This window comes from Eisenbergiella sp. OF01-20, assembly GCF_003478085.1.
Taxonomy (GTDB): Bacteria; Bacillota; Clostridia; order Lachnospirales; family Lachnospiraceae; genus Eisenbergiella.
The window spans coordinates 15,014-36,633 of sequence record NZ_QUES01000055.1 but is presented as its reverse complement, the minus strand read 5'-3'; the positions used below and the strand labels follow the sequence as shown (position 1 = coordinate 36,633).

19 protein-coding genes are annotated in these 21,620 nt (G+C 47.2%); 17 read left to right on the top strand and 2 right to left on the bottom strand.

Translation table 11 applies throughout. From position 1 onward, the window contains the following. The first annotated feature begins 159 nt into the window (after window positions 1-159). The 11 genes from DXA36_RS30875 (at window position 160) to DXA36_RS30820 (ending at window position 12,856) form a co-directional block, all read left to right on the top strand. Window positions 160-579 (top strand): hypothetical protein, encoded by a 420-nt coding sequence (locus tag DXA36_RS30875; RefSeq protein ID WP_147366664.1) that lies wholly within the window; start codon window positions 160-162, stop codon window positions 577-579. Between the two features lie 34 nt (window positions 580-613). Continuing rightward, a complete protein-coding gene (locus tag DXA36_RS30870; protein ID WP_118683172.1) occupies window positions 614-1,720 on the top strand; it encodes a hypothetical protein in 1,107 nt (368 codons plus the stop codon). A 531-nt stretch (window positions 1,721-2,251) separates the two neighbouring features. Then, complete coding sequence (locus DXA36_RS30865; RefSeq protein ID WP_118683170.1) at window positions 2,252-3,025, top strand: MBL fold metallo-hydrolase; 774 nt, start codon at window positions 2,252-2,254, stop codon at window positions 3,023-3,025. A 378-nt stretch (window positions 3,026-3,403) separates the two neighbouring features. Beyond that, window positions 3,404-4,147 (top strand): SDR family NAD(P)-dependent oxidoreductase, encoded by a 744-nt coding sequence (locus tag DXA36_RS30855; protein WP_118683166.1) that lies wholly within the window; start codon window positions 3,404-3,406, stop codon window positions 4,145-4,147. Between the two features lie 74 nt (window positions 4,148-4,221). After that, window positions 4,222-4,908, top strand: a complete 687-nt coding sequence (locus DXA36_RS30850; protein ID WP_118683164.1) for a flavin reductase — start codon at window positions 4,222-4,224, stop codon at window positions 4,906-4,908. Window positions 4,909-5,351: 443 nt separating this feature from the next. Then, entirely contained in the window at window positions 5,352-6,425 is a 1,074-nt protein-coding gene (locus tag DXA36_RS30845) for an acyltransferase (protein ID WP_118683162.1), read from the top strand. Between the two features lie 409 nt (window positions 6,426-6,834). After that, window positions 6,835-7,752 (top strand): nucleotidyltransferase family protein, encoded by a 918-nt coding sequence (locus DXA36_RS30840; RefSeq protein WP_118683179.1) that lies wholly within the window; start codon window positions 6,835-6,837, stop codon window positions 7,750-7,752. A gap of 110 nt (window positions 7,753-7,862) precedes the next feature. Then, window positions 7,863-8,879, top strand: coding sequence for a UDP-glucose 4-epimerase GalE (gene galE, locus DXA36_RS30835; protein ID WP_118683160.1), 1,017 nt, complete (start codon window positions 7,863-7,865; stop codon window positions 8,877-8,879). Window positions 8,880-9,083: 204 nt separating this feature from the next. After that, window positions 9,084-9,782 (top strand): response regulator transcription factor, encoded by a 699-nt coding sequence (locus DXA36_RS30830; protein WP_118683158.1) that lies wholly within the window; start codon window positions 9,084-9,086, stop codon window positions 9,780-9,782. After that, complete coding sequence (locus tag DXA36_RS30825; RefSeq protein WP_118683156.1) at window positions 9,757-12,216, top strand: sensor histidine kinase; 2,460 nt, start codon at window positions 9,757-9,759, stop codon at window positions 12,214-12,216. Before DXA36_RS30830 ends, DXA36_RS30825 begins: the two co-directional genes overlap by 26 nt. Before the next feature lie 58 nt (window positions 12,217-12,274). After that, the gene (locus tag DXA36_RS30820; RefSeq protein WP_118683177.1) at window positions 12,275-12,856 is read left to right on the top strand and encodes a sugar O-acetyltransferase; all 582 of its coding nucleotides are present in this window, start codon (window positions 12,275-12,277) and stop codon (window positions 12,854-12,856) included. A 179-nt stretch (window positions 12,857-13,035) separates the two neighbouring features. Here DXA36_RS30820 and trhA read toward each other — a convergent pair whose 3' ends face one another. Further along, window positions 13,036-13,686 (bottom strand): PAQR family membrane homeostasis protein TrhA, encoded by a 651-nt coding sequence (trhA, locus tag DXA36_RS30815; RefSeq protein ID WP_118683154.1) that lies wholly within the window; start codon window positions 13,684-13,686, stop codon window positions 13,036-13,038. 175 nt (window positions 13,687-13,861) lie between these two features. Beyond that, complete coding sequence (locus tag DXA36_RS30810; protein ID WP_118683152.1) at window positions 13,862-14,128, bottom strand: hypothetical protein; 267 nt, start codon at window positions 14,126-14,128, stop codon at window positions 13,862-13,864. Between the two features lie 368 nt (window positions 14,129-14,496). Between DXA36_RS30810 and DXA36_RS30805 the strand changes: the two genes are divergently transcribed. The 6 genes from DXA36_RS30805 to DXA36_RS30780 all read left to right on the top strand — a co-directional run bounded on the left by DXA36_RS30805 (window position 14,497) and on the right by DXA36_RS30780 (window position 21,616). Continuing rightward, window positions 14,497-15,147 (top strand): GTP pyrophosphokinase, encoded by a 651-nt coding sequence (locus DXA36_RS30805; RefSeq protein WP_118683150.1) that lies wholly within the window; start codon window positions 14,497-14,499, stop codon window positions 15,145-15,147. A gap of 315 nt (window positions 15,148-15,462) precedes the next feature. Then, window positions 15,463-16,785: an L-cysteine desulfidase family protein gene (locus DXA36_RS30800; protein ID WP_182479340.1), complete on the top strand. Its 1,323-nt coding sequence runs from the start codon at window positions 15,463-15,465 to the stop codon at window positions 16,783-16,785. An 18-nt stretch (window positions 16,786-16,803) separates the two neighbouring features. Continuing rightward, window positions 16,804-17,679, top strand: a complete 876-nt coding sequence (locus tag DXA36_RS30795) for a carbohydrate ABC transporter permease (RefSeq protein ID WP_118683146.1) — start codon at window positions 16,804-16,806, stop codon at window positions 17,677-17,679. Between the two features lie 16 nt (window positions 17,680-17,695). Next, window positions 17,696-18,529, top strand: coding sequence for a carbohydrate ABC transporter permease (locus DXA36_RS30790; protein ID WP_118683144.1), 834 nt, complete (start codon window positions 17,696-17,698; stop codon window positions 18,527-18,529). 63 nt (window positions 18,530-18,592) lie between these two features. Beyond that, window positions 18,593-20,137: a response regulator gene (locus DXA36_RS30785; RefSeq protein WP_182479339.1), complete on the top strand. Its 1,545-nt coding sequence runs from the start codon at window positions 18,593-18,595 to the stop codon at window positions 20,135-20,137. An 18-nt stretch (window positions 20,138-20,155) separates the two neighbouring features. Continuing rightward, window positions 20,156-21,616, top strand: coding sequence for a Sapep family Mn(2+)-dependent dipeptidase (locus tag DXA36_RS30780; protein ID WP_118683140.1), 1,461 nt, complete (start codon window positions 20,156-20,158; stop codon window positions 21,614-21,616). The last annotated feature ends 4 nt before the right edge of the window (window positions 21,617-21,620 follow it).

Here is a 21,620-nt window from a genome sequence, read left to right as displayed (position 1 = left end):
CCGGTGCGCCGGCAGATAGAGGAAAGCTATCTTGCGGCAGAAGAGCTGTCGGCCAGGGTGGGAAAGCCCTTCCTGAACAGCGAGCTGTGCTGCCTGTGCCGCGCCAATCCCTACGATTTGGCGTTGGATATCTGAAGGGAGCATCATACGGGCTGGTATTTGTTTGAATTAATGATAGACGGCTACTGGTCGGACGTGCATGGGATTTTCTATCCGGACGGTACGGTCCGGGATCCATCCATTCCCGCGGCGGTATTGGGTTTCCGGCGTAAAAGGGACGAAGGGATGGTGTATCCCAACGCGAATAAGGAGGGCTATGCCCAGCGGGGTATTTCCATGGTAAAAGAGGCCCTGGAGGAAAAAACAAAAGTATTCCGTGCCGGCAGAAAGTCCATTGACGAGGTGCTGGAGGCGGCGGAGTTCTGCGCGAACCTGCTGGAGGCCTGTGAACTGGTGCCTATGTACGATCCGCCAACGGCACGTATTGCGCGGATCCGTAAGGCCGGGGATGAAAGGGAGGCCAGGAAGCTGGCTTATGAACTGGCTCTGCTGCTGCAGGAAAAATGCCTGCTTCTTTAACGGGCAGGATCGGAAAAACAAGGGGGAATGATAAATGAAAAGAAGATGGACGGAAGAAGAAGCATGGGACTGGTATACCGCACGGCCCTGGATATCCGGCTTTAATTTTATTCCCAGCGGCTCCATGACGGGGAGTCTCTGGCTGTTCCAGGAATATGGACATAAGGAAGCCTTCCGGGATGCCGCAAAAGAGATCGCCCTCGCGGCAGGATTGGGCTTTAACAGCATCCGTATGGTTCTGCCGTTTGAGGTATACCGGCAGGAAAGAGAGGCTTTTTTCCGGCATATGGATGAATTCCTTGATCTGCTCGGGGAATATGACATCACCCTGATGCCTGTGCTTTTCGGGGATTGCTGTGTGCCCAGGGAAAAGTACAAAGCTCCCCATTTGGGACCGCAGCCGGAGCCGGTACCCGGCTATTTCGGAGGAAGCCCGGTAACACCCTTTGACGACAGCACACAATCCGGGGAATGCATCGGTTATAGTATTACGGATGATCCGGAAAACCGCCCCCTCATAGAAGCATACGTGAAAGAGCTGGCGTCCCGGTATGGGCAGGATCCCCGGATACTCATTTGGAATGTCTGGAATGAGGCCGGGAATTCCGGAAGGCTGTCCCGATCCCTGCCCGTCATGGAGGCCGTATTTTCCTGGCTGAGGGAACTGGATGTGATGCAGCCACTGACTGCGGATGTGTGGGGGGCCGGGGCGGACAATCCTTACGGCTGGCTGAAAAAACCCGGAATCTATGCGGAAATAGAAGAGCATTCCATCGCTCTTTCCGACATTATCACCTTCCATTATTATGGTGATTATACTCATTCCAGGCAGTATATTGCATTCCTGCGCCAGTTCGGCCGTCCGCTGATCAATACGGAATGGCTGCACAGACCATTCCGCAGTCTGATCCAGACGCATCTGCCGTTATGGAAGAAAGAAGGAGTAGGAAGTTACTTTTTCGGTTTTGTTAATGGGAAGAGTCAGTTTAATTTTGTCTGGGAATTCATTAAGAATCTGCCGGATATCGATACCTCGCTTTGGATGCATGATATTTTCCATGAGGATTTCCGGCCTTACGACAAAGAGGAAATTGAGGTAATAAGGGAATGTAATAAAGACAAAACGTTACCGGGTAAATAAAAGGAAAGACTGGCAGCGGTTCACAAGCATCTGTCCTGTTGCCAAACTTGCAGAAATGATAAAATATGGGTAAGGAATATGGAAGCAAAGCATTCTATGGAAGCAAAGCATTCTATGGAAGCAAAGTTTTCCATGGAAATGGCCGCTGTATGGTGAAGTAATCAACCAGGCAGCGGCTTTTCCTATCTACCTTGGAAATCGGGGAACGGCTGCTGCGTTTTTCTGAATTAAAATACTATGAAAAAACAATGTTACTGTTCACTCAGTACTGTGCATTTACTGCACAGTACGTGAGAAAGTGATTCAAGAGTGCATAAACACAAACGCCGCAGGCGATTTTAAATGGATTTATGCATGTTACTGGTCACGGAGTAAACAGTAACAAAACAATTGCCACAGACATTTTTCAGAGGTAGAACGGGTGGTGTTTTCTCTGCTTTTCAGTTATAATAAAACCAGTTTATATCAGATAGAAATGGGAAAGCTGTTTTAACGGCAGCACTTATAAGGACGGAAAAAGGAGATCGGAAGATGAAGATTACCTGGTATGGAACAGCCTCTGTTTTATTGGAGGCAGAAGGGGAAAAGCTGTTATTTGATCCCTTTGTACAACTGGCGGGAGGAAGCAATCCCAATACCCTGGAGGATTTCCCCTCGGACGCAGATATATGTATTACCCACGGACATGTGGATCACCTTTTTTTCGTTCCGGAGCTTTTGGAAAAACGGGACATCACCGTTTACGGAACCAAAGCGGTTATGGATACGCTGGAGGGCTGGGTGGAGGATGGGAGCAGTCTGGTGCAGGCGGAACCGGGCATCAGCTGGTACATAGGGAATATGAGGATAACTATGCTGAAAGGGAAGCATACGGAATTTTCCCTCCACACAGTATTGCGGAAGTTATTTCAGCCCGGATTGCTGCGTTATTTCCGGAATGCTCTTTTCCTGGCCTGGGCACATCCGAAGTTCCCGGAAAAGGGAGAGACAGCGGCCTATCAAATTGAGGCGGAAGGTAAGAGCATACTTTTATTGGGAAGCATGGCTTTGGATAAGGATACGGTTTATCCGGCTGGCGCGGATCTTCTAATCCTCCCTTTCCAGGGAAGAGAAGATATGACGGCCGCCGCATTGGAGATTGTGAACAAGCTAAAGCCCCGTCGTATCCTTCTGGATCATTTCGATAATGCCTTCCCTCCGGTTTCCGAGGAAGTGGATACCCGATTGTTTAAGAAAGCCATGGATCAGATATACCCTGAAATCAAGGTGGTTAAGCCAAAATTCGGAAAGCCGGTGGAGATATAGGCAACAGCTCCGTAGTACAAAGAAAATAAAAAGTGCATACCTGATAAAAGGGTTCTTTCTTGCGTTTGGGTATTCTGCACAAGGCATGGTACAGGATACCCAAACGCGAGAAAGAACCGATAAATGTATGGGATCCCGAAGAAAGGGAAAGCTTTAATCAGGTATTTTATCTATTTAAGAAAGCAGTAACGGTTCAGACGGCCCTTTGTGCCCTGCGGCATCCCCTGTGTTGTTACTCCTTACGGTCCCTTGTGCCGCTGCCCTGTATTACAAATTAATCCGTATTTCGCTTGACAAAAATTATCTATATGTTATCATAAAATCAGTAACGATTACTATTTTTAATATAAATACATAATGCAAAAGGAGGGTTTCAAAATGCTACAAGGAAAAGCAGCAGTAGTGACAGGGGGTACAAGGGGAATCGGATATGCTATCGTAAAAAGTTTTCTGGAGAACGGGGCCAGCGTAGCTCTGTGGGGTTCCAGACAGGAAACGGTGGATAAGGCGCTGGAAAGCCTGCGTCAGGAAAATCCTGACTGGCCGGTAATCGGGATGGCACCGGATCTGGGCAAGTATGAAGAAATAGAGAAAGCGCTGGCCGAAGTAAAGAATACCTTTGGAAAACTGGATATCATGGTAAACAATGCAGGTATATCCGCAAGGGATACGTTATATGATTATAAAACAGAAGATTTTGACAGAATCATGGACCTGAACGTGAATTCTGTTTTCCGCTGCTCCAAGGCGGCAGCAGTGTTAATGAAGGAACAGGGGGGCGGTGTTATACTGAATACGAGTTCCATGGTAAGTCTGTACGGCCAGCCGGCCGGCGTAGGTTATCCGGCATCCAAGTTTGCTTTAAACGGGCTTACAAAATCCATGGCGAGGGAATTGGGAAAGGATCATATCCGGGTAAATGCAGTTGCCCCCGGTGTAATCCATACGGATATGGTGGAGGCTATACCCAGTGAAATGATTGAACCTATTATTAAGGGCATTCCGCTGGGCAGAATGGGAGAGCCGGAAGATATTGCCAATGCTTTTCTGTTTCTGGCAAGCGATATGGCTTCTTATATTACAGGAGCCGTGCTTTCGGTGGACGGCGCTGCCATGACCTGATGTGACGGGAAAACGAAACAAACCTCATTGACTGATATTGATACGTGTGCAGAAGCACGCAGATAGGAGCAAAGATGAACACTATGATTTTCAGAGACATGTCCTATGGTGTATATGTCACTACCTCACTGGACGGAAACCGCCCTGTGGGATGCATTACCAACAGTATAATGCAGATTACATCGGATCCCGCCACTATTGCTGTGAGCGTAAACCACAATAACTATACGAATTCCTGTATTGATAAGTCCGGGAAATTTGCCTTTTCCATCTTGTCTGAGAATTCCGATCCTTCCCTGATAGGAACCTTTGGTTTCCAGTCAAGCAAAGAAAATGACAAGTTTGAAGGGGTGGATTATGAACTGGCGGCGGGGCTTCCCGTGATTAAGGATTCCTGCGGCTACGTGGTATGCCGCGTGATAGATACCATGGAAACCGAGACGCATACGGTTTTCCTGGGAGAAGTCATAGAAGCCGAAAGCTATGGGAAACCGGATAATGCCATGACCTATGCCTATTATCATAAAGTGGTAAAAGGAAAAGCCCCTAAGAATGCCCCCACCTATCTTCCAGAGGTGGACGGAGCGCCTGTTACGGATGGAAGCGAAGCATTCCATGGAAGCGAAGCACTCCAGGGAAAAAAGACGGGAAAATGGGTATGCCAGGTGTGCGGTTATGTATATGAGGGCGATGAACTGCCTGCTGATTTCAAATGCCCTGTCTGCGGCCAGGGAGCGGATAAATTTAAGAAAGTGGAATAGTATACAGGCTTGCACAAAATGTCTTTTTCAACCGGCAAGGTTGACATCATATAAGGAATCACATATTCTAAGGATAGCATCCGGACAAGGCAGTCCGGATACTATCCTTTACCTGTGCCTGAATTACGCCTGATAAGCGCGGCTCAGGACTTTTATAGAATGAACGCAAACTTCGCAGTCGCCAACTGGCCGTCCGCCCGCTGCCAAAGCGGCATCCCCGGGACTGAAAAGGAATTTTCACCGGTACCTTTCAGACCACGGAGATAAGACCAATCAAGTGCGTCAGCCTCATCTGACACACTTGATGCCCTTGGGCTTATCGGAATGTCCGGTCTGACGGACTGGCGAAAATCCTTTTCAGTCCCGGGGATGCCGCTTTGGCAGCGGGCGGACGGCCAGTTGGCGACTGCGAAGTTTGCGTAATCAAAAACGGGAGAAAAAGAATGCAAAAGAGAATCCAGTATCTGGATATAATAAAGGCGATTTCTATTTTTCTGGTGGTTTTCTGCCATTTCGTACTGCTTGCGGAAACCGTACCCGCCAATATTCTCATGGTAGCCTGCTGGGCGGGGGTTCCCATGTTTTTTATGGTTAACGGTGCCCTTCTTTTTACCAGGCCCCTGAAGCTGGACAGGCATGTGCGCAAAACAGTGTCTATATATCTGGTGCTTGTACTGTGGAAACTGATTTACCTGTTTTCCATCAGCGCCCTGTGCCAGGTGCCTCTGGATAATTTCGGGAAAAACCAGATCCTGTTGTATCTGTTTGCCTTTGGCAGCCTGGAAGGGATAGGAACCGGGCATCTGTGGTTTATTGAAGCGCTGCTGGCCGTTTACCTCGTATTCCCTTTGTTCCGCATCTCTTATGATCACTGCCTGGGGAGGAAAATCCTCCTGTTTTTTGCTGGCTTAGGTATTCTCATGACCAACGGCCTCACCGGGCTGCAGATGGTGCTGGATGCCCTTTGCAGCAGAGGGCTGATTGGCGTATATTCCCTGGAGGGATTGGAAATACTCAATCCCTTCGGGACCTATGCCAATATGCTGGGATTTTTCCTGTTCGGCGCCTGGCTTCATACGTCGGGAACCTTCCGGAACAGCCTGGCAAAGCAAAGGCTGCTGGGCCTGCTTTCAGCCGTTATCGGACTTCTGGGTATGTGGGGCGTGAAGTGGTATACCAGCCAGGATATGGCCTGGGACGGGATCCTGCTGGTGCAGGGGTACCGTCATTTGCCCGTGGTTCTTTTAGCCGTGGGGATTTTCCTTCTTTGTAAGGATATGACTATACGGAACCGGATTGCGGAAACAGCTGTTACCGCTGTTGCCAAAAGGACGCTTGGGATCTATTATCTCCACTGGATATTCGGCTGGATGCTGGTCCCTTATATGGCGTTGCTGTTTTCCGGATTTTCGGTCTGGACAAACGTGCTGAAAACAATCGCATTGCTTGTGCCGGCGCTGATCCTCACCTTCTTCCTGGAAAAGATACCGGTTATCCGGCATTTGGTGACCGGTTAGCCGCCTGGTATTCCGCTGCGGCCCCGGCAGCTGCCGTGCGCTGCCTATACGGAACAGGAGTTAACAGCCCAGCGGGAATAAACGTGACAAAAAAAGGCATTTTTGGGAATTTGCTTCCCTTTTGTGCTTATGTTATAATAACCATAGCGCCGGGCGGCGATGCGGGAAATGCTATAATCCGTTTACGGTCTGCCGGCAGGGTAACAAAGAGTGGAGGAACCGAGTTAACATTTTGACAGCTCTTCCTAACAAATAAGAGTTGCAGAATATACAGGTTCCCGGTTAAAATAAAAGGGTAAAGTGAAGCAGGCCTGCAGACTTTACAAAACGATCCAACAACTTCACAGGATGGATGCAAGCTTCACAGCCCTTTTGCAGCGTGTTAAAGCACGCAGAAGGGGAGCAGGATATGGACAAACCGGTATTGGTAATTCTGGCAGCAGGAATGGGAAGCCGTTACGGCGGATTGAAACAGATTGACCCTGTGGATGAGCAGGGGCACAAGATTATAGATTTTTCCATGTTTGATGCTGTCAGGGCAGGATTCAAAAAGGTCGTTTTCATTATTAAGAAGGAAAATGAAAAGGATTTTCGGGAATGCGTGGGCGACAGAGTCAGCAAGCATATAGAAGTGGAATACGTATTCCAGGAGCTTACCAAGGTTCCTGAAGGTTTTCAGATTCCGGACGGCAGGGTGAAGCCCTGGGGGACCGCACATGCGATTCTCTGCTGCAAGGGAGTGGTAAACGGGCCTTTTGCCGTAATTAATGCGGATGACTATTATGGAAGAAGTGCGTTCCAGACGCTTTACACATTTCTGACCACCCATGAGGACGATGAGAAATTCCGTTACGCGATGATTGGTTATGAACTGGGGAATACGCTGACCGACAATGGATCCGTAGCAAGAGGCTGCTGTGTAACCGATGAAAACGGATTCTTAAAGACCATAGCGGAGCGGACGAAAATCGTGAAAACGGCAGAGGGTGCCGCATATACGGAAGACGACGGTGCCACCTATGTGCCCCTTCCCCTGGATACCCCTGTTTCCATGAATATGTGGGGCTTTTCCGCAAGTATCCTGGATGAACTGGAAAGTGCCGTCAACAGCTTCTTTGCGAATGAAGTGCCGGGAAATCCTATGAAAGCGGAATGCTTCCTGCCTATCGAGGTGGATAAGCTTCTGCAGCAGGGAAAGGCAACGGTTGAAGTGCTTTCTTCCAAGGATAAATGGTTCGGGGTAACCTACAAGGAAGATAAGCCTTTTGTTATGGAATCCATTGCCAGGCTGAAAGCGGACGGTGTTTATCCGGATGTTTTATGGTAAATGTAATTGGTAACTATTCGGCCAGGTCTGCGCATTTATTGCGCAGGGACGGAACAGTTACGGTAATTAATTAGTAGTATAGGCGTCTTTGTGCGCAGATAGGAGCGACCATGGCAATTTTAGTAACAGGCGGTGCCGGCTATATTGGCAGTCATACGGTAGTGGAACTGCAGAATGCAGGATATGAAGTGGTTGTTTTAGATAATCTCAGCAACTCCAGCGAGAAATCTCTGCAGCGTGTGGAAGCAATTACAGGAAAACAGGTACCTTTTTATAAGGCGGATATTTTAGACAGGGATGCCCTGAGTGAAATATTTAAAAAAGAAAAAATTGATTCCTGCATCCATTTTGCAGGGCTGAAGGCAGTAGGCGAATCGGTTGCCAAGCCGTGGGAGTATTACGAAAACAACATTGCGGGAACATTGACTTTGGTGGATGTGATGCGTAAAGCAGGCGTGAAAAACATTATTTTCTCTTCCTCCGCCACCGTTTACGGGGATCCGGCCTTCATTCCCATTACCGAGGAATGTCCCAAGGGACAGTGCACCAACCCTTATGGCTGGACGAAATCCATGCTGGAGCAGATTCTTTCCGATATCCAGAAAGCGGATCCGGAATGGAATGTAGTCCTGCTTCGTTATTTCAACCCTATCGGCGCACATAAGAGCGGAACTATCGGGGAAAACCCCAACGGAATCCCCAACAACCTGATGCCTTATATTACACAGGTTGCGGTAGGAAAGCTGAAGGAGCTGAATGTATTCGGCAATGATTACGACACCCACGACGGTACCGGCGTGAGGGATTACATCCACGTGGTGGATTTGGCGAGAGGCCATGTCAAGGCGCTGAAGAAAATAGAAGACAAGTCAGGCCTGAACATTTATAATCTGGGAACAGGCAAAGGCTACAGCGTTCTGGATATCGTAAAGAATTTTGAAGAAGCAACGGGCGTTACGATTCCTTATGTTATCAGAGACCGCCGCCCCGGGGATATTGCCACCTGTTATTCCGATGCGGGCAAAGCGGAGGCGGAGCTTGGCTGGAAGGCGGAATACGGCATTAAAGAAATGTGTGCCGATTCCTGGAAGTGGCAGTCCCAGAATCCCAACGGCTATGACGATTAAGCTTAATACTAGTATATAAGAAGGGACAGGGTATCCTGGTTTAAATTACCGGAAGACCCTGTCCCTTTTGTAATTGAGCTGCGGGAGGTTCTGTAGTACACTGAAGAAAGGGGACAGTTAAGATTTTTGTAAGAATTCCCGTCGGAAGTTCGTAAGACATCTGCAATACACTGAGGATAAGCTCAAAGGAGGAACTGACCGGATATGAATGAATGTATATTGGTTGTGGACGATGACAGGGAAATTGTGAAAGCCATCGCCATTGCGTTGGAGAAAGAAGGCTACAGGGTTTTGCGGGCCTATGACGGCATGGAGGCGTTGGATATTCTGGCAGGAGGTCATGTACAGCTGCTTATCATTGATGTGATGATGCCCCGTCTGGATGGTTTGTCGGCGGTGATGCGGATACGGGAAAAAAGGAATCTGCCTATTATTGTGCTCAGCGCCAAAAGCGAAGATTCGGATAAAATACTGGGGCTGTCCATGGGAGCGGATGATTATGTAACAAAACCCTATAATCCCCAGGAACTGGCGGCCCGCGTAAAAAGCCAGCTGCGCCGGTATACGAGCCTGGGGGACATCCATGCTTCGGAGCAGACGGAAGAACTGACGAATGGCAGGCTGCTGTTCCGCACCGATGAACGGATTTTGTATGCGGACGGAGAAGCGGTTAAGCTTACGGCTACCGAAACAAAAATCATGGAGCTTTTCATGCGCAACCTGGGGAGAGTGTTTCCGGCGGAAGAAATCTACCGGCGCGTATGGGAAGAAGATGCATTTGCCCCGGAAAACACAGTTATGGTACATATCCGCCGTATCCGTGAAAAAATCGAGTTGAATCCGAAAGAGCCAGAATATGTAAAGGTGGTATGGGGAATTGGATACAAAATGGAAAAAAAATAAAAGAGGGATCGGAGCAGTCACCTTTTTTCTGGGAATCACTCTTCTTCTGGGGGATATCCTGCAGGTGACAGGCATGATTGCCGGAGGTATCACGGTTGCGGATATCCGGGATTCCATGCAGTCAGATTATCAGAAAACTTCTTCCTTCCGGTTTTATATGGAAGGTTATCTGGAGGATTTCCTTTCTATGGCATCCGGAGGAGAGGTTGGATTTTCCTGGAATAATAACAGCCGCACAAGAGGGATATCCTACAGCAGCTATTATGGACAGGAATCCTATGGATACGCAGGAGACGGGAACGTCATGGTTTTTGGGATCCAAAGCGATGCGCGGAACGCGGCCTCTTCTGTTGTGACAGTAACAACGGATGCGGAAAATGCGGCGGATGAAGTGTCTACGGAACAATCCGCGTGGGAAGGAACCGTGACAGAGGGATCATCGGATCAGGCCGGGCAGGAAGGAGGGGATGCTTCGCAGCAGTCTTACCCGGAGAGCGAGGCTTCCGGTTCTGTGGATATTGCGGAGTCTACCCAGAGCCCTAAGGAAGATAATGGACAGGCGGCCGATGAAGCCCATGAAATGCTGAAGGGCTGCAAGAACCTTTTGTATACTATCAGTTATAAAGAGAACGAACTTTACAGCAATGTGGACGGCATGCTTTTGGACGGAGAGAACCGGATCCTTCCCGAAGGTTATAATTTTCTTCTTTATTTTGACGGCAGCAGGGTATATATGCAGAAGGACGGAAAAGAAATTGATATCTACGGGGATGGACAGTATACGGACAACGGCAGCTGGTTTGTGCCGGGTTATGAGAATTTCCCGGTGGATGAAAAATATAAGGATGCCAGGATTACCATTGCCGCTGCCAGGGATCCCCTCCCATATACGGTTGCGGTATACGGCGGCGGCTATACCTATTATACCGGCGGAAACCGGCTGTATCAGATCGTAAGGGATATGCAGGATACAAAAGCTTCGCTGTATCGGGTTTTCTGGCTTCTTATGGCGTCGCTTTTCTTCCTTATTGTCGGCACACTGTTCCGGAAGGAGCGCAGGGAAGCAGGGCGGAGACTGGCCCTTATTACCGGAAAGATGTGGTATGAAGCAAAGGTTCTGGCGGTGCTGGTACCTGCCGGCTTTCTGCTATATTACCTGATGCCGGTATTCCGCAATCTTTATTATGCGGGGGTGCATCCGGATATTTATTATCAATATACCATATATCAGCTGCGGCCCCTTATCCTTGCGGTATTCTGGCTTATCTGGCTGGCAGTGAATGATGCCGGAAAAAACAGCCAAGTATGGAAAAACAGTCTTTTTGTGAGAATCTGCCATAGCCTGTCCGTGAAGGAGCTGGAATATCCCTTCCAGAAGCGGATGGTGAGAAGATTCCGAAAGCTGCCGGTGGTAACCGGCGGAATGTCCGTACTGCTGGCAGCGGTTATGATCCTATGGACGAAAGAAACGGCTTTTGGCGCCTTTTCCGGTGTCATCATGTGGAGCCTGACGATTCTGGCTGTATTGGGTGCGGCGGCAGCACAGGCCGTATATGTCCGTTCCCTGCGGCGGGATACCAGAGACATAGGAGATTTGATAGACCAGATATATGCTGTCCGCGAAGGGGATATGGAAGCCCCGTTTAAGCTGCCCGGAGATTCCGATCTGCATGACGCCGTTACCTGCATGAATGAAATCCGGGAGGGCATGAAGGAAGCGATAGATGAGCAGGTCCGCAGCGAACGGATGAAGGTGGAGCTCATCGCCAATGTTTCCCACGACATAAAGACACCTCTGACCTCCATTATCAGCTACGTGGAACTCCTCAAGGAAGAGGAAGAGCTACCGGAGCACGTAAAGGATTATGTATCGATCCTGGAAAGCAAATCCCAGCGGCTGAAAACTATGGTGCAGGATGTATTTGAAGTGAGTAAGGCCGCATCCGGGGAACTGCCTGTGAAGCTGGAGACGATTGATTTTGCCAAGCTGCTGCGGCAGACGCTGGCGGATATGGAAGAAGTAATTAAGGATGCCAATGTGACGGTAAGGCCGCAGATCCCTGATGAAGAGCGGTTTATCCGGGCAGACGGGCAGCGGATGTACCGTGTTTTCCAGAACCTGATCCAGAATGCCCTGCAATATTCCCTGGACGGTTCACGGGTCTATATATCCCTGGAAGAAAAGGAAGGCCTGCTCACGGCCAGTGTAACCAACACCTCAGCGGTGGAGCTTTCCGGTGATATCGATTATACCGCCCGGTTTACCAGGGGGGACAGCAGCCGTACCGACGGCGGAAGCGGCCTGGGCCTCTCCATAGCAAGAAGCTTTACGGAGGCCTGCCAGGGAAACTTCCGCATAGAAATAAGGGCCGATTTGTTTACCGCTTATGTGGAGTTCCGGGAAACACAGGAGCAGGAAATGGAACTGCCGTGACAGGCATCCCGGCACGCGTTTCCGGAAAGAAGGAAAAAATGGAGAAGGAGCAACTTTTATGACAGAAAAAGAAAAATCATATGCCGGAATACGATACCAGCCCGGCGACCCTGAATTGGCGGCAGACCGTGACATAACGGTAAAGAAACTGTACGACTATAACCACATACACCCCCTTGACCGGGATGCGCGGCAGGCCGCCATCCGGGAAATATTGGGCGGCGCAGGGGAAAACTGTGTAGTGGAGCAGCCCCTTTTCTGTACCTATGGATACAACACTACGGTGGGAGATAACTTTTTCATGAACGTCAATGGCAAGCTCATGGACAGCGGAAAGATTACTATCGGAAACAATGTGTTTATAGCACCTGATGTATGCATCGTAACGGAAGAACATGCCATGGATGTGGCACAGAGGCTGGAAGGGCTTGAATATACCCATCCGGTTACCATCGGCGACAATGTATGGATTTGCACGGGAGCTATTGTGCTGCCCGGCGTAACCATTGGTGCCAACAGCGTAATCGGTGCGGGCAGTGTGGTTACAAAAGACATTCCGCCGGACAGTCTGGCGGCGGGGAATCCCTGCAGAGTGATCCGTCAGCTGACGGAGGAGGGAAGCACCGGCGATACCCCCTGATCCATCGGCCCGTCCACACGGATCATCTTACGCCGTACAAGAAGAAAAACGGCTGTCCAACAGATAGCAGGCCCAAAAAAAACTGGCCGGAAGCCTTCCGCCAGTTTTTTTATTTCCGCGGGCAGCGAGCCAAACGGACGTATTCATATAGAACGTGACTTGTCTGTTATCCGTACTTTTTATGCCACATACGTAAACATAAATATAAAATGGCAGATACTTCCGCCCATCACAAACAGATGAAAGATTTCATGGGAACCGAAAAATTTATGCCTGGAATTAAAAATAGGGAGCTTTAACGCATATATAATACCGCCTATCGTATAAATCAGCCCGCCTGCCAGCAGCCAGATAAACGCGGCCCGGGGAAGGGTGTTCCACAGCTGGCCGAAAACAGCCAGGCATATCCAGCCCATTGCAATATAAATGACAGAGGAAAACCATTTGGGACAGGTAATCCAGAGAGCCTTTATGGCCATACCAAGAATTGCCACCCCCCAGACAACCGCCAGCAGAGTGTAACCCAGCTTACCTCCCAGGACAACCAGACAGATAGGGGTATAAGAACCGGCTATCAGGACAAAAATCATCATATGGTCAATTTTGCGGAAAACCCGCAGGATACGTCCGCCCACATTGATGGAATGATAGGTAGCGCTTGCTCCGTACAGCAGAATCATGCTGGCGATAAATACCATCATAGCGGCGAATACTTCAGGCTGATTGGATAATACAGCTTTTATCAGCAGGGGAGTGGATGCGATGATCGCCATCATCATACCGATGAAATGGGTAATTGCACTCCCGGGTTCTCTTATTGTTACACTCATAATAAATGCCTCCTTACTCTAGCTGAAAGATAAAATAAAACGTATCATGTAGTTATTAAAACTATGTTATATATATTATGATACTACAGCATATTATTTCGAGTGTCAATAAAAATATACAAAATCCTGCCGCGTTTTTTTCAGGAAACAGAGAGGATCTGCGGCCGCTCTGTGCCTAATCCTCTTCAATCACCTGTATTTCAAGAAAATCAAAAGCAATCTGTTCCACAAAGTTGTCCGCAGTAAAACGGGCCTTGCTGTGTTTTTTAAAATCCTGGACGGTTACATCCAGCCACATGGGCTTTCCCAAATCAAACTGATAACAGATTTCATCCAGCGCATGGAAAACCTTATGGGTTCTGGTATCGTCGGAATCGTCACAGATGACGGTATCCTTCAGCATGCGATTGTCTTTGAATATTTTTGCCCAAATTCGGAACATAGGTAACACTCCTTGTCATTAGAATCCGGATGCCATGCGGCAACGCTTCCGCATCCGAGTAAGCATAGTGTAGCTGAAAACAGATAAAAACGCAATAGCTCCCTGTTGACACGGCCGCCTTTTGATGCTGCCAATAGTTACCGTTGATCATGCACTGCCGTCCGCATAGAATAAGGATAGGGAAAGCCCTGAATTGTAACATAATTCTTACTGAAGGCGCATAAGATAGTTTTGCAGGTGTTTTTTCGGGTACTCCGGCTTTTAACAAAAAGAATGCCATTATTATTAATTTTCTGTAAAATATCCATGTTCGCAGTAAATCTATGGTATAATAAACCTGTATAAAAGTATAATTGAGGATGAAGAAAATGGAATATGTGGCAGATAATGATAACCAGGTGGACAGCTGGCAGGAGGTCACCCTGGTCTATAATGCGGCATTAAAGCAGATCAATACAAAGCTGGAAATCCTGAACGATGAATTCCAGCATGTGCATCGTTATAATCCAATCGAGCACATTAAATCCCGCATGAAAACCTCGGAAAGCATTGTTAAGAAGCTGAAGCGTTACGGCTATGAATCCACCATCGAAAATATGGTGAAATATATTAATGATATAGCGGGGATACGCGTTATCTGCTCCTTTACGTCCGATATCTACCGGATAGCGGACATGATAAGGAACCAGAATGATATTAAGGTGATTTCCGTAAAGGACTACATGAAGCATCCCAAAGCCAGCGGCTATAAAAGCTATCATATGCTTGTTACGGTTCCTGTATTTTTATCGGATCGGATCGTGGAGGTCAAGGTGGAAATCCAGATACGGACGGTTGCTATGGATTTCTGGGCCAGCCTGGAGCATAAGATTAATTATAAGTTTGAAGGAAATGCGCCTCAGCATATCAAGACAGAACTTGTGGAATGCGCGAGAATGGTATCGGATCTGGATGCAAGAATGCTGTCGCTGAATGAGGAGATTCTCAGCCTGAGCGGGGAAAAGGATACGGACAGATAGGATATAAAGCAATGGGCGGTGGTAAGAAGCTGTGTAAGACTGAAAAATGCAGTCTTATATGGCTTTTTTTTGTGCCGGGATATGTTGTAGATTTCTGCGGGCAGCGGGTCGGATGGACGGCGCAGGCAGTTGTATTCTGCTAGAAACAAAAGAATAACATATTACCAAACCAAAGAAAGACATTTATTGTGCATTTTAGACATGATAATCTATGTTATATCATTGGTGTGTATAAAAAGAATGAAACAGAAGCGGGGATATGCTGTATTTGTATGCAGGTAATACAAAATACTTATGAAGCGAGGAGGGATAAAGTTGGAAGAGTCCAGAAAACAGTTTTATCTGAAAGTATTAAATAATGAAATATCACCTGCGCTGGGCTGTACGGAACCTGCCGCTGTATCACTTTGTGCGGCAGGGGCGGCCGAAGCGCTGGGTGAAGAAGTGGAACAGGTGGAAATTCGCGTAAGTGAATATATTTTGAAGAACGGAATGAATGTAGGAATTCCCGGTCTTGCCTGTACCGGGTTATATATGGCAGGCGCGTTAGGGGCTGTCAGCGCACAACCTCAGAAAAAAATGCTTATATTGAGTGGTTTATCTTATGAGCAGAAACAACGGGCAGCCGAAATGGTCTGTAATGAGAAGGTTTCGGTCGTGCTGCAGGAAAATGTGGAAAAAATTTATATATCTGCCAGGGTATCCGGTAGAAATCATAATGCGGAGGCGGTTATTGAAGGGAAGCATACAAGCTTCAGACGTATACAAAAAGATGGAAAAAGGATATGGGAAAGTACCTCCGGTAAAGAACGGCGGGACACGGACAAAGATATGACGGACAGAGATGCTTCCTTGTGTATGACAATGGAGGAAATCTGGGAATTTGTGCAGGAGACAGACAAGGATTCACTGGCTTTTTTGCAGGATGTGGTTGATATTAATATGGCGATTGCAGAAGAAGGGCTGCAAAAAGACTATGGCCTGCATGTGGGCAGAGAAATCATCCATAACGGGAAAGACAACTTAATCGGTCATGATATAGCAAATATGGCAGCATTTACCGCAGCAGCGGCAGTGGATGCGAGGATGGCAGGCTGTATGAAGCCGGTTATGAGTGTGGCAGGCAGCGGAAACCAGGGGCTGACAGCTACAATCCCGGTAATTGTAACAGCAAATGCAATTGGCAGTCCATCCGATATGTTATATCGAAGTCTTGCCTTGAGTATTCTGATTACAATCCATGCGAAACAATATATAGGCAGGTTGTCCGTTTTATGCGGCTGTTCTATAGCTTCGGCAATTGGTGTCAGCGGTGCAATGGTTTATTTATACGGGGGTACGTTAAAAAATATCTTTGCGGCTGTCAGGACCATGACTGCGGATATATCGGGAATGATATGTGATGGTGCGAAGCCCGGTTGCGCATTAAAAATAGCTACATCCGTAAATGCGGCGGCAAGAGCGGCACAACTGGCACTGAATGGTATCGGAGCGACGCAACAGGACGGAATCGTACGCGGCGATGTGGAAGAGACATTGGAAAATCTCGGGAAACTGGGGAATGAGGGAATGCAGGGGACAAACAGTGCCATTCTGAAGATGCTGTTGAATAAGACCCCTACGGGTATTTGCGTTTAACAGAAAGGAAGAACTTGGATGAATAAAAAGAAACGGTTTACTCTGGATAAAATGACTTTTTTGTTGTTTACAATCATACCATTAGTACTTTATACTTTTTTTTACATCATATCAGTAGTTTCTGGTATGTATTACAGCCTTACGGACTGGAATGGTTTGAATCCAACCTTTAACTTTGTGGGGATATCCAATTATATTGCTCTGTCCAAAAATATATTTATGTGGCGTTCTCTGGGGAGGACATTATTGTATGCGTTGATGCTCGTGGTCAGCGTTACCATTATATCACTCCTTATTGCTTTGGTTTTAAATTCTGTAAAACGGTTTAAGGTTTTTACAAAATCTGTATTTTTCTTTCCGGCTATGTTGGGGTCTGTAGCGGTTGCATTAATCTGGGATCAGATGTTTTATCAGCTGATACCCGCATTGGGGAGACTGGCAGGAATCAATCTTCAGACACCCCTTGCCAGTTCCAAAACAGCTATTTATGGTGTTTTATTTGTGAATGTCTGGCAGGCGGTAGCCATGCCGACCATTATTTTGCTTGCGGGGCTTCAGTCTATTCCTGAGGATCTTTTCGAATCAGCCATGATTGACGGAGCATCCAGATGGCAGAGTTTCCGTTTTATTACTCTTCCGTTTTTAGTGCCTACGTTGACGGTAAATATGGTGCTGAATCTGAAAGCGGGTATAACTACCTTTGATTATGCGTTTGCCTTGACCGGAGGAGGTCCGAACCGTGCAACGGAATTTATCGGCCTTATGATATATAACGATGGATTTAAGGACTCCAATTTTGCGGTTGCCAATGCGAAAGCGGTAGTGCTGGCACTCATCATTGCGGTATTGTCCTTTATCCAGATCAAACAATCGCAGAGACACGAAATCAACTGAGTGAGGGGGGAAAAGAATGAGGAAAGAGGGAATCGTCTGGAAGGCTTTTAAGACGCTGGTCATACTGTTGGGACTGCTGCTGATACTGGGACCTGTTTTTGTAATATTCATTAACTCCATGAAAACAATGCAGGAGGCCGGAAGGAATTTCTTTGCAATGCCGTCAGGATTTAACTTTGATAATTATATAGAGCTTTTCAGCAGGAGTGATTTCTGGAGCAGTTTCCGTAACTCCACAATCGTTACGGTTACCAGTGTTACTCTCATAGTGCTTTTCATACCTGCCCTTTCGTATGCGGTGGCAAGAAATATGAATAAAAGGTATTATAAGCTGCTTTATTACTATATCTTAGCCGGTATTTTTATCCCTTTCCAGGTATTGATGCTGCCTATGGTAAAACAGATGACGCAGCTTAAGCTGTTAAATCAGTTCGGGCTGATATTGCTTCATCTTACATTCAGTCTCCCGACAGGCCTGTTTTTATTTGTAAATTACATACGTTCTCTTCCGGCTGAGGTGGAGGAAGCCGCCAGAGTGGACGGATGCAACGTATTCCAGACCTATGTGCAGATTGTATTTCATTTAATCAAGCCGATGATTGCCACAATTATTGTTATGGATTCCCTGGGATGCTGGAACAACTTTATGATGGCTCTGCTCATACTGAATAAAAGCCATGATATGTGGACGCTCCCTTTGATGCAGTATAATTTTAAGGCAGAATTCAGTTTTAACTACACGATGGCATTTACCGCATATATCGTATGTATGATTCCTATTGTTATCGTATATGCTTTGGGACAGAAATATATAATCAAAGGATTAACGGCAGGGGCTGTCAAATCATAACCGGCAGGAAAGGGGAGAAAGTTACTCCCTTTTTCTGCATATATGGCGATTGGGAGGTCATTTATGAGGGTATTAATTGCAGAAGATGAGTATTGTTCCCGGTTAAACCTTATTCGCCAGGTGAAGGAATGTATCCCGTTTGCTCCTGAGGAAATAATTGAGGCCGAAAACGGGAGAGAAGCCTGGGAATTGTTTCTGGAGAAACGCCCGGAGCTGGTCCTTACAGATATCCGTATGCCTGTATTGACGGGACTTGAGCTTACGGAAATGATATATAAAAGCCAAATCCCTGCAAATGTAATTATTGTAAGCGGTTTTGCTGAATTTGAATATGCACAGAAAGCAATGAGATACGGAGCAATAGGATATCTTTTGAAACCCATACAGGAACAGGATTTGGTATCTGTCCTGAGGAAAAAGGGGCTTGTGAGGGATACGGCCCCTATGGCACGTATCCAGGAAACAGGCTCCATGTCCAGCGTATCGGAACGTCTGAGGCAGCTGATTACCGCCACAGGAGAAAGCTTTGGATGCGAAGGGGATAAAGTACTTGATGAAATGTTTGACAGCTTCTGTGAAATTGTGGTCTGGATGAATACAAGGGATGCCAAAGAAGCGGAAGCAATCAGGTCCTCCATGCTTCGTTTTATCCGCAGGCAGAATGAGATTTTATGTAAAGCCGTGGAATTGGATCCGGAGATGTGGGCTTTTGTAGTTAAAAACAGCAGCAGACAGGAAACGGAAAAATTTATTAAGAGCCTTCTTCCTGAAAATGCATCTGAGATGGAAATCTGCATCGGAGTGAGCGGGAGAGGACGTGCTCTTAAAGACATACGGGAATACCATAAACAGGCATTATATGCGTTGTCCGGTCGGATATTGTATCCGGGAAAGAACGTATTGTATTTTGAAGATTTAAGAGGACGTATGAATTATAAGAGCGTCTGGAATCCCTCGGAGATTAAACAGCTGAAAGCATACATTGCAGCCGGTGAAGCGGATAAAGCCTATGTACTTGTCAAGGTATCGTTGCATGAATTGTTACAGGTCGCGGATTTGTCCATATACAGTATAATTGATGCTTTAAAGATGATAGAAATCGTGCTGAATGAAACGGTATTCCAGATATATAAAAATAAGGCGGATAGTAAGAAGGAATATCCGATTCTGTTCAGTACCCATTTTGAACTGTTCCATTATCCGGGATCGGAAAAGCTGCTGGAAGAGATACATGCGAAATTTACACAAATCTGCCGCCTTACGGAAATTACAGGAGAAAAGGATACGGATAACACGGCTCAGATGGTAATTGATTATATCAGAGATAATTATAACAATGATATTACGCTGAAGAGCCTGGCTGAGAATATTTTCTTCCTGAACTGCAGCTATTTAAGCCATCTTCTTAAGAGTAAGACGGGCAAGAATTATCTTACCTATCTTACGGAGGTCCGGATGGAAAAAGCGGCTGAATTTTTAACGGAATCAGATATGACAGTGACAGAGGTTGCCGGATTATGCGGCTATAATGATATATCCAAATTTATTCAGGTATTTAAGAAATATTATGGGGAGACACCTAAAAAATACAGAGAAAAGAGCCGGTAAAGGCAGGAGGGATATAGAATGAACGGGAAGGAAAAACTGGAATATGCGGTAGATGCATGGATAGCGGAACATAAAAACAGTCTGGTCCAGGAGGTTTGCGAACTGGTAAGAATCCGAAGTGTGGCGGATAAGGAGGAACGGATAAAGCCTTTTGGGCAGGGCTGCAGGGATGTGCTTGACAAGTTCATGGAAATCTGCCACCGGCACGGACTTGAGACAGAGAATCATTCTTACTATGTAGCGGAAGCCTATGATCCGGAACAAAAAGAGAAGAACGGCAGGATCGGATTGATGGGGCATCTGGATGTAGTGCCTGAAGGGACGGGCTGGATGTATCCCCCGTATGAAGCGATACAAAGAGGGGGATGGATCATTGGGAGAGGGGCCCAGGATAACAAAGGCCCCTGTATGGCCGGCCTTTATACCCTGCTCTGCTTAAGAGATTTGGGAATAGAATTAAAGCATGACATAAGAGTTCTTGCCGGGACAAATGAAGAAAACGGTATGGAGGACGCGGTTTACTACAGGGATAACTGCAGAACCCCGGATTTTACCATTGTGGTGGACAGCCCATTTCCGCTCTGCTATGGAGAAAAGGGTATTGTTGAAGCGTGGATGGCAGCTGATACGCCGTTTACGGATCAGGTCATCTGCTTTTCCGGAGGTGAAGTTTCCAATCAGGTCCCCGGCGAGGCAGAATTGGTGCTGGCTTATGATCCGCAGATGGCCGCTTTGCTGAAGGAAGCGGATGCGGACTGCAGCTGGGAGATTGACGAAAGCCATATCCGTATCCATGCCAGGGGAACAGCAGGCCATGTGGCATTTCCGGATCAAACCAGGAACGCAATAACCGTTCTCGCCGCCTTTGTGCTGAAAAGGGGGCTGTTATCGGAGGAACAGGATCGGAAAATAATGAACGAGATCTTTGAAGCTTCGGCGGGGACGGATGGAAGCGGTTTAAACCTCGCCTGCAGGGATGCTGTTTCCGGCGCCCTCGTATGCGGCTGCGGTATTGTAAAAACGGAGAACCGGTATGTAAAGCTGAATGTGAATGCAAGGTGCCCGGTAACTGCGGATGGCCGTGAATTATTGAAAAGGTTGGAAAAACATGCCGTCAACATTGGGTTTCATCTGGAAAAAACGCGCGTACTGGAATCGAATTACTACCCGAAAGAAAAAGTTGTCATTCAAAAGCTCAGTCATACGTTTCAGTCGGTAACCGGACTCGATTGGGAACCGCAGATTTTTAATGCCGGAACACATGCGCGTAAAATGCCGAATGCGGTGGCATACGGCCCCGGATGTCTGGGCGCTCTGGTACCTCCTTGTGAACCTCTGCCGGAAGGGCATGGGGGAGCGCATCAGCCGGATGAAGCACAGTCGGTTGACTGCCTTTGCCTGGCATTGAAAATATATATTCTTGCAGTTATCCGTATAGATTCCCTGGAGTTTCATGAGGATTCATTCATAACCATCTGACTAT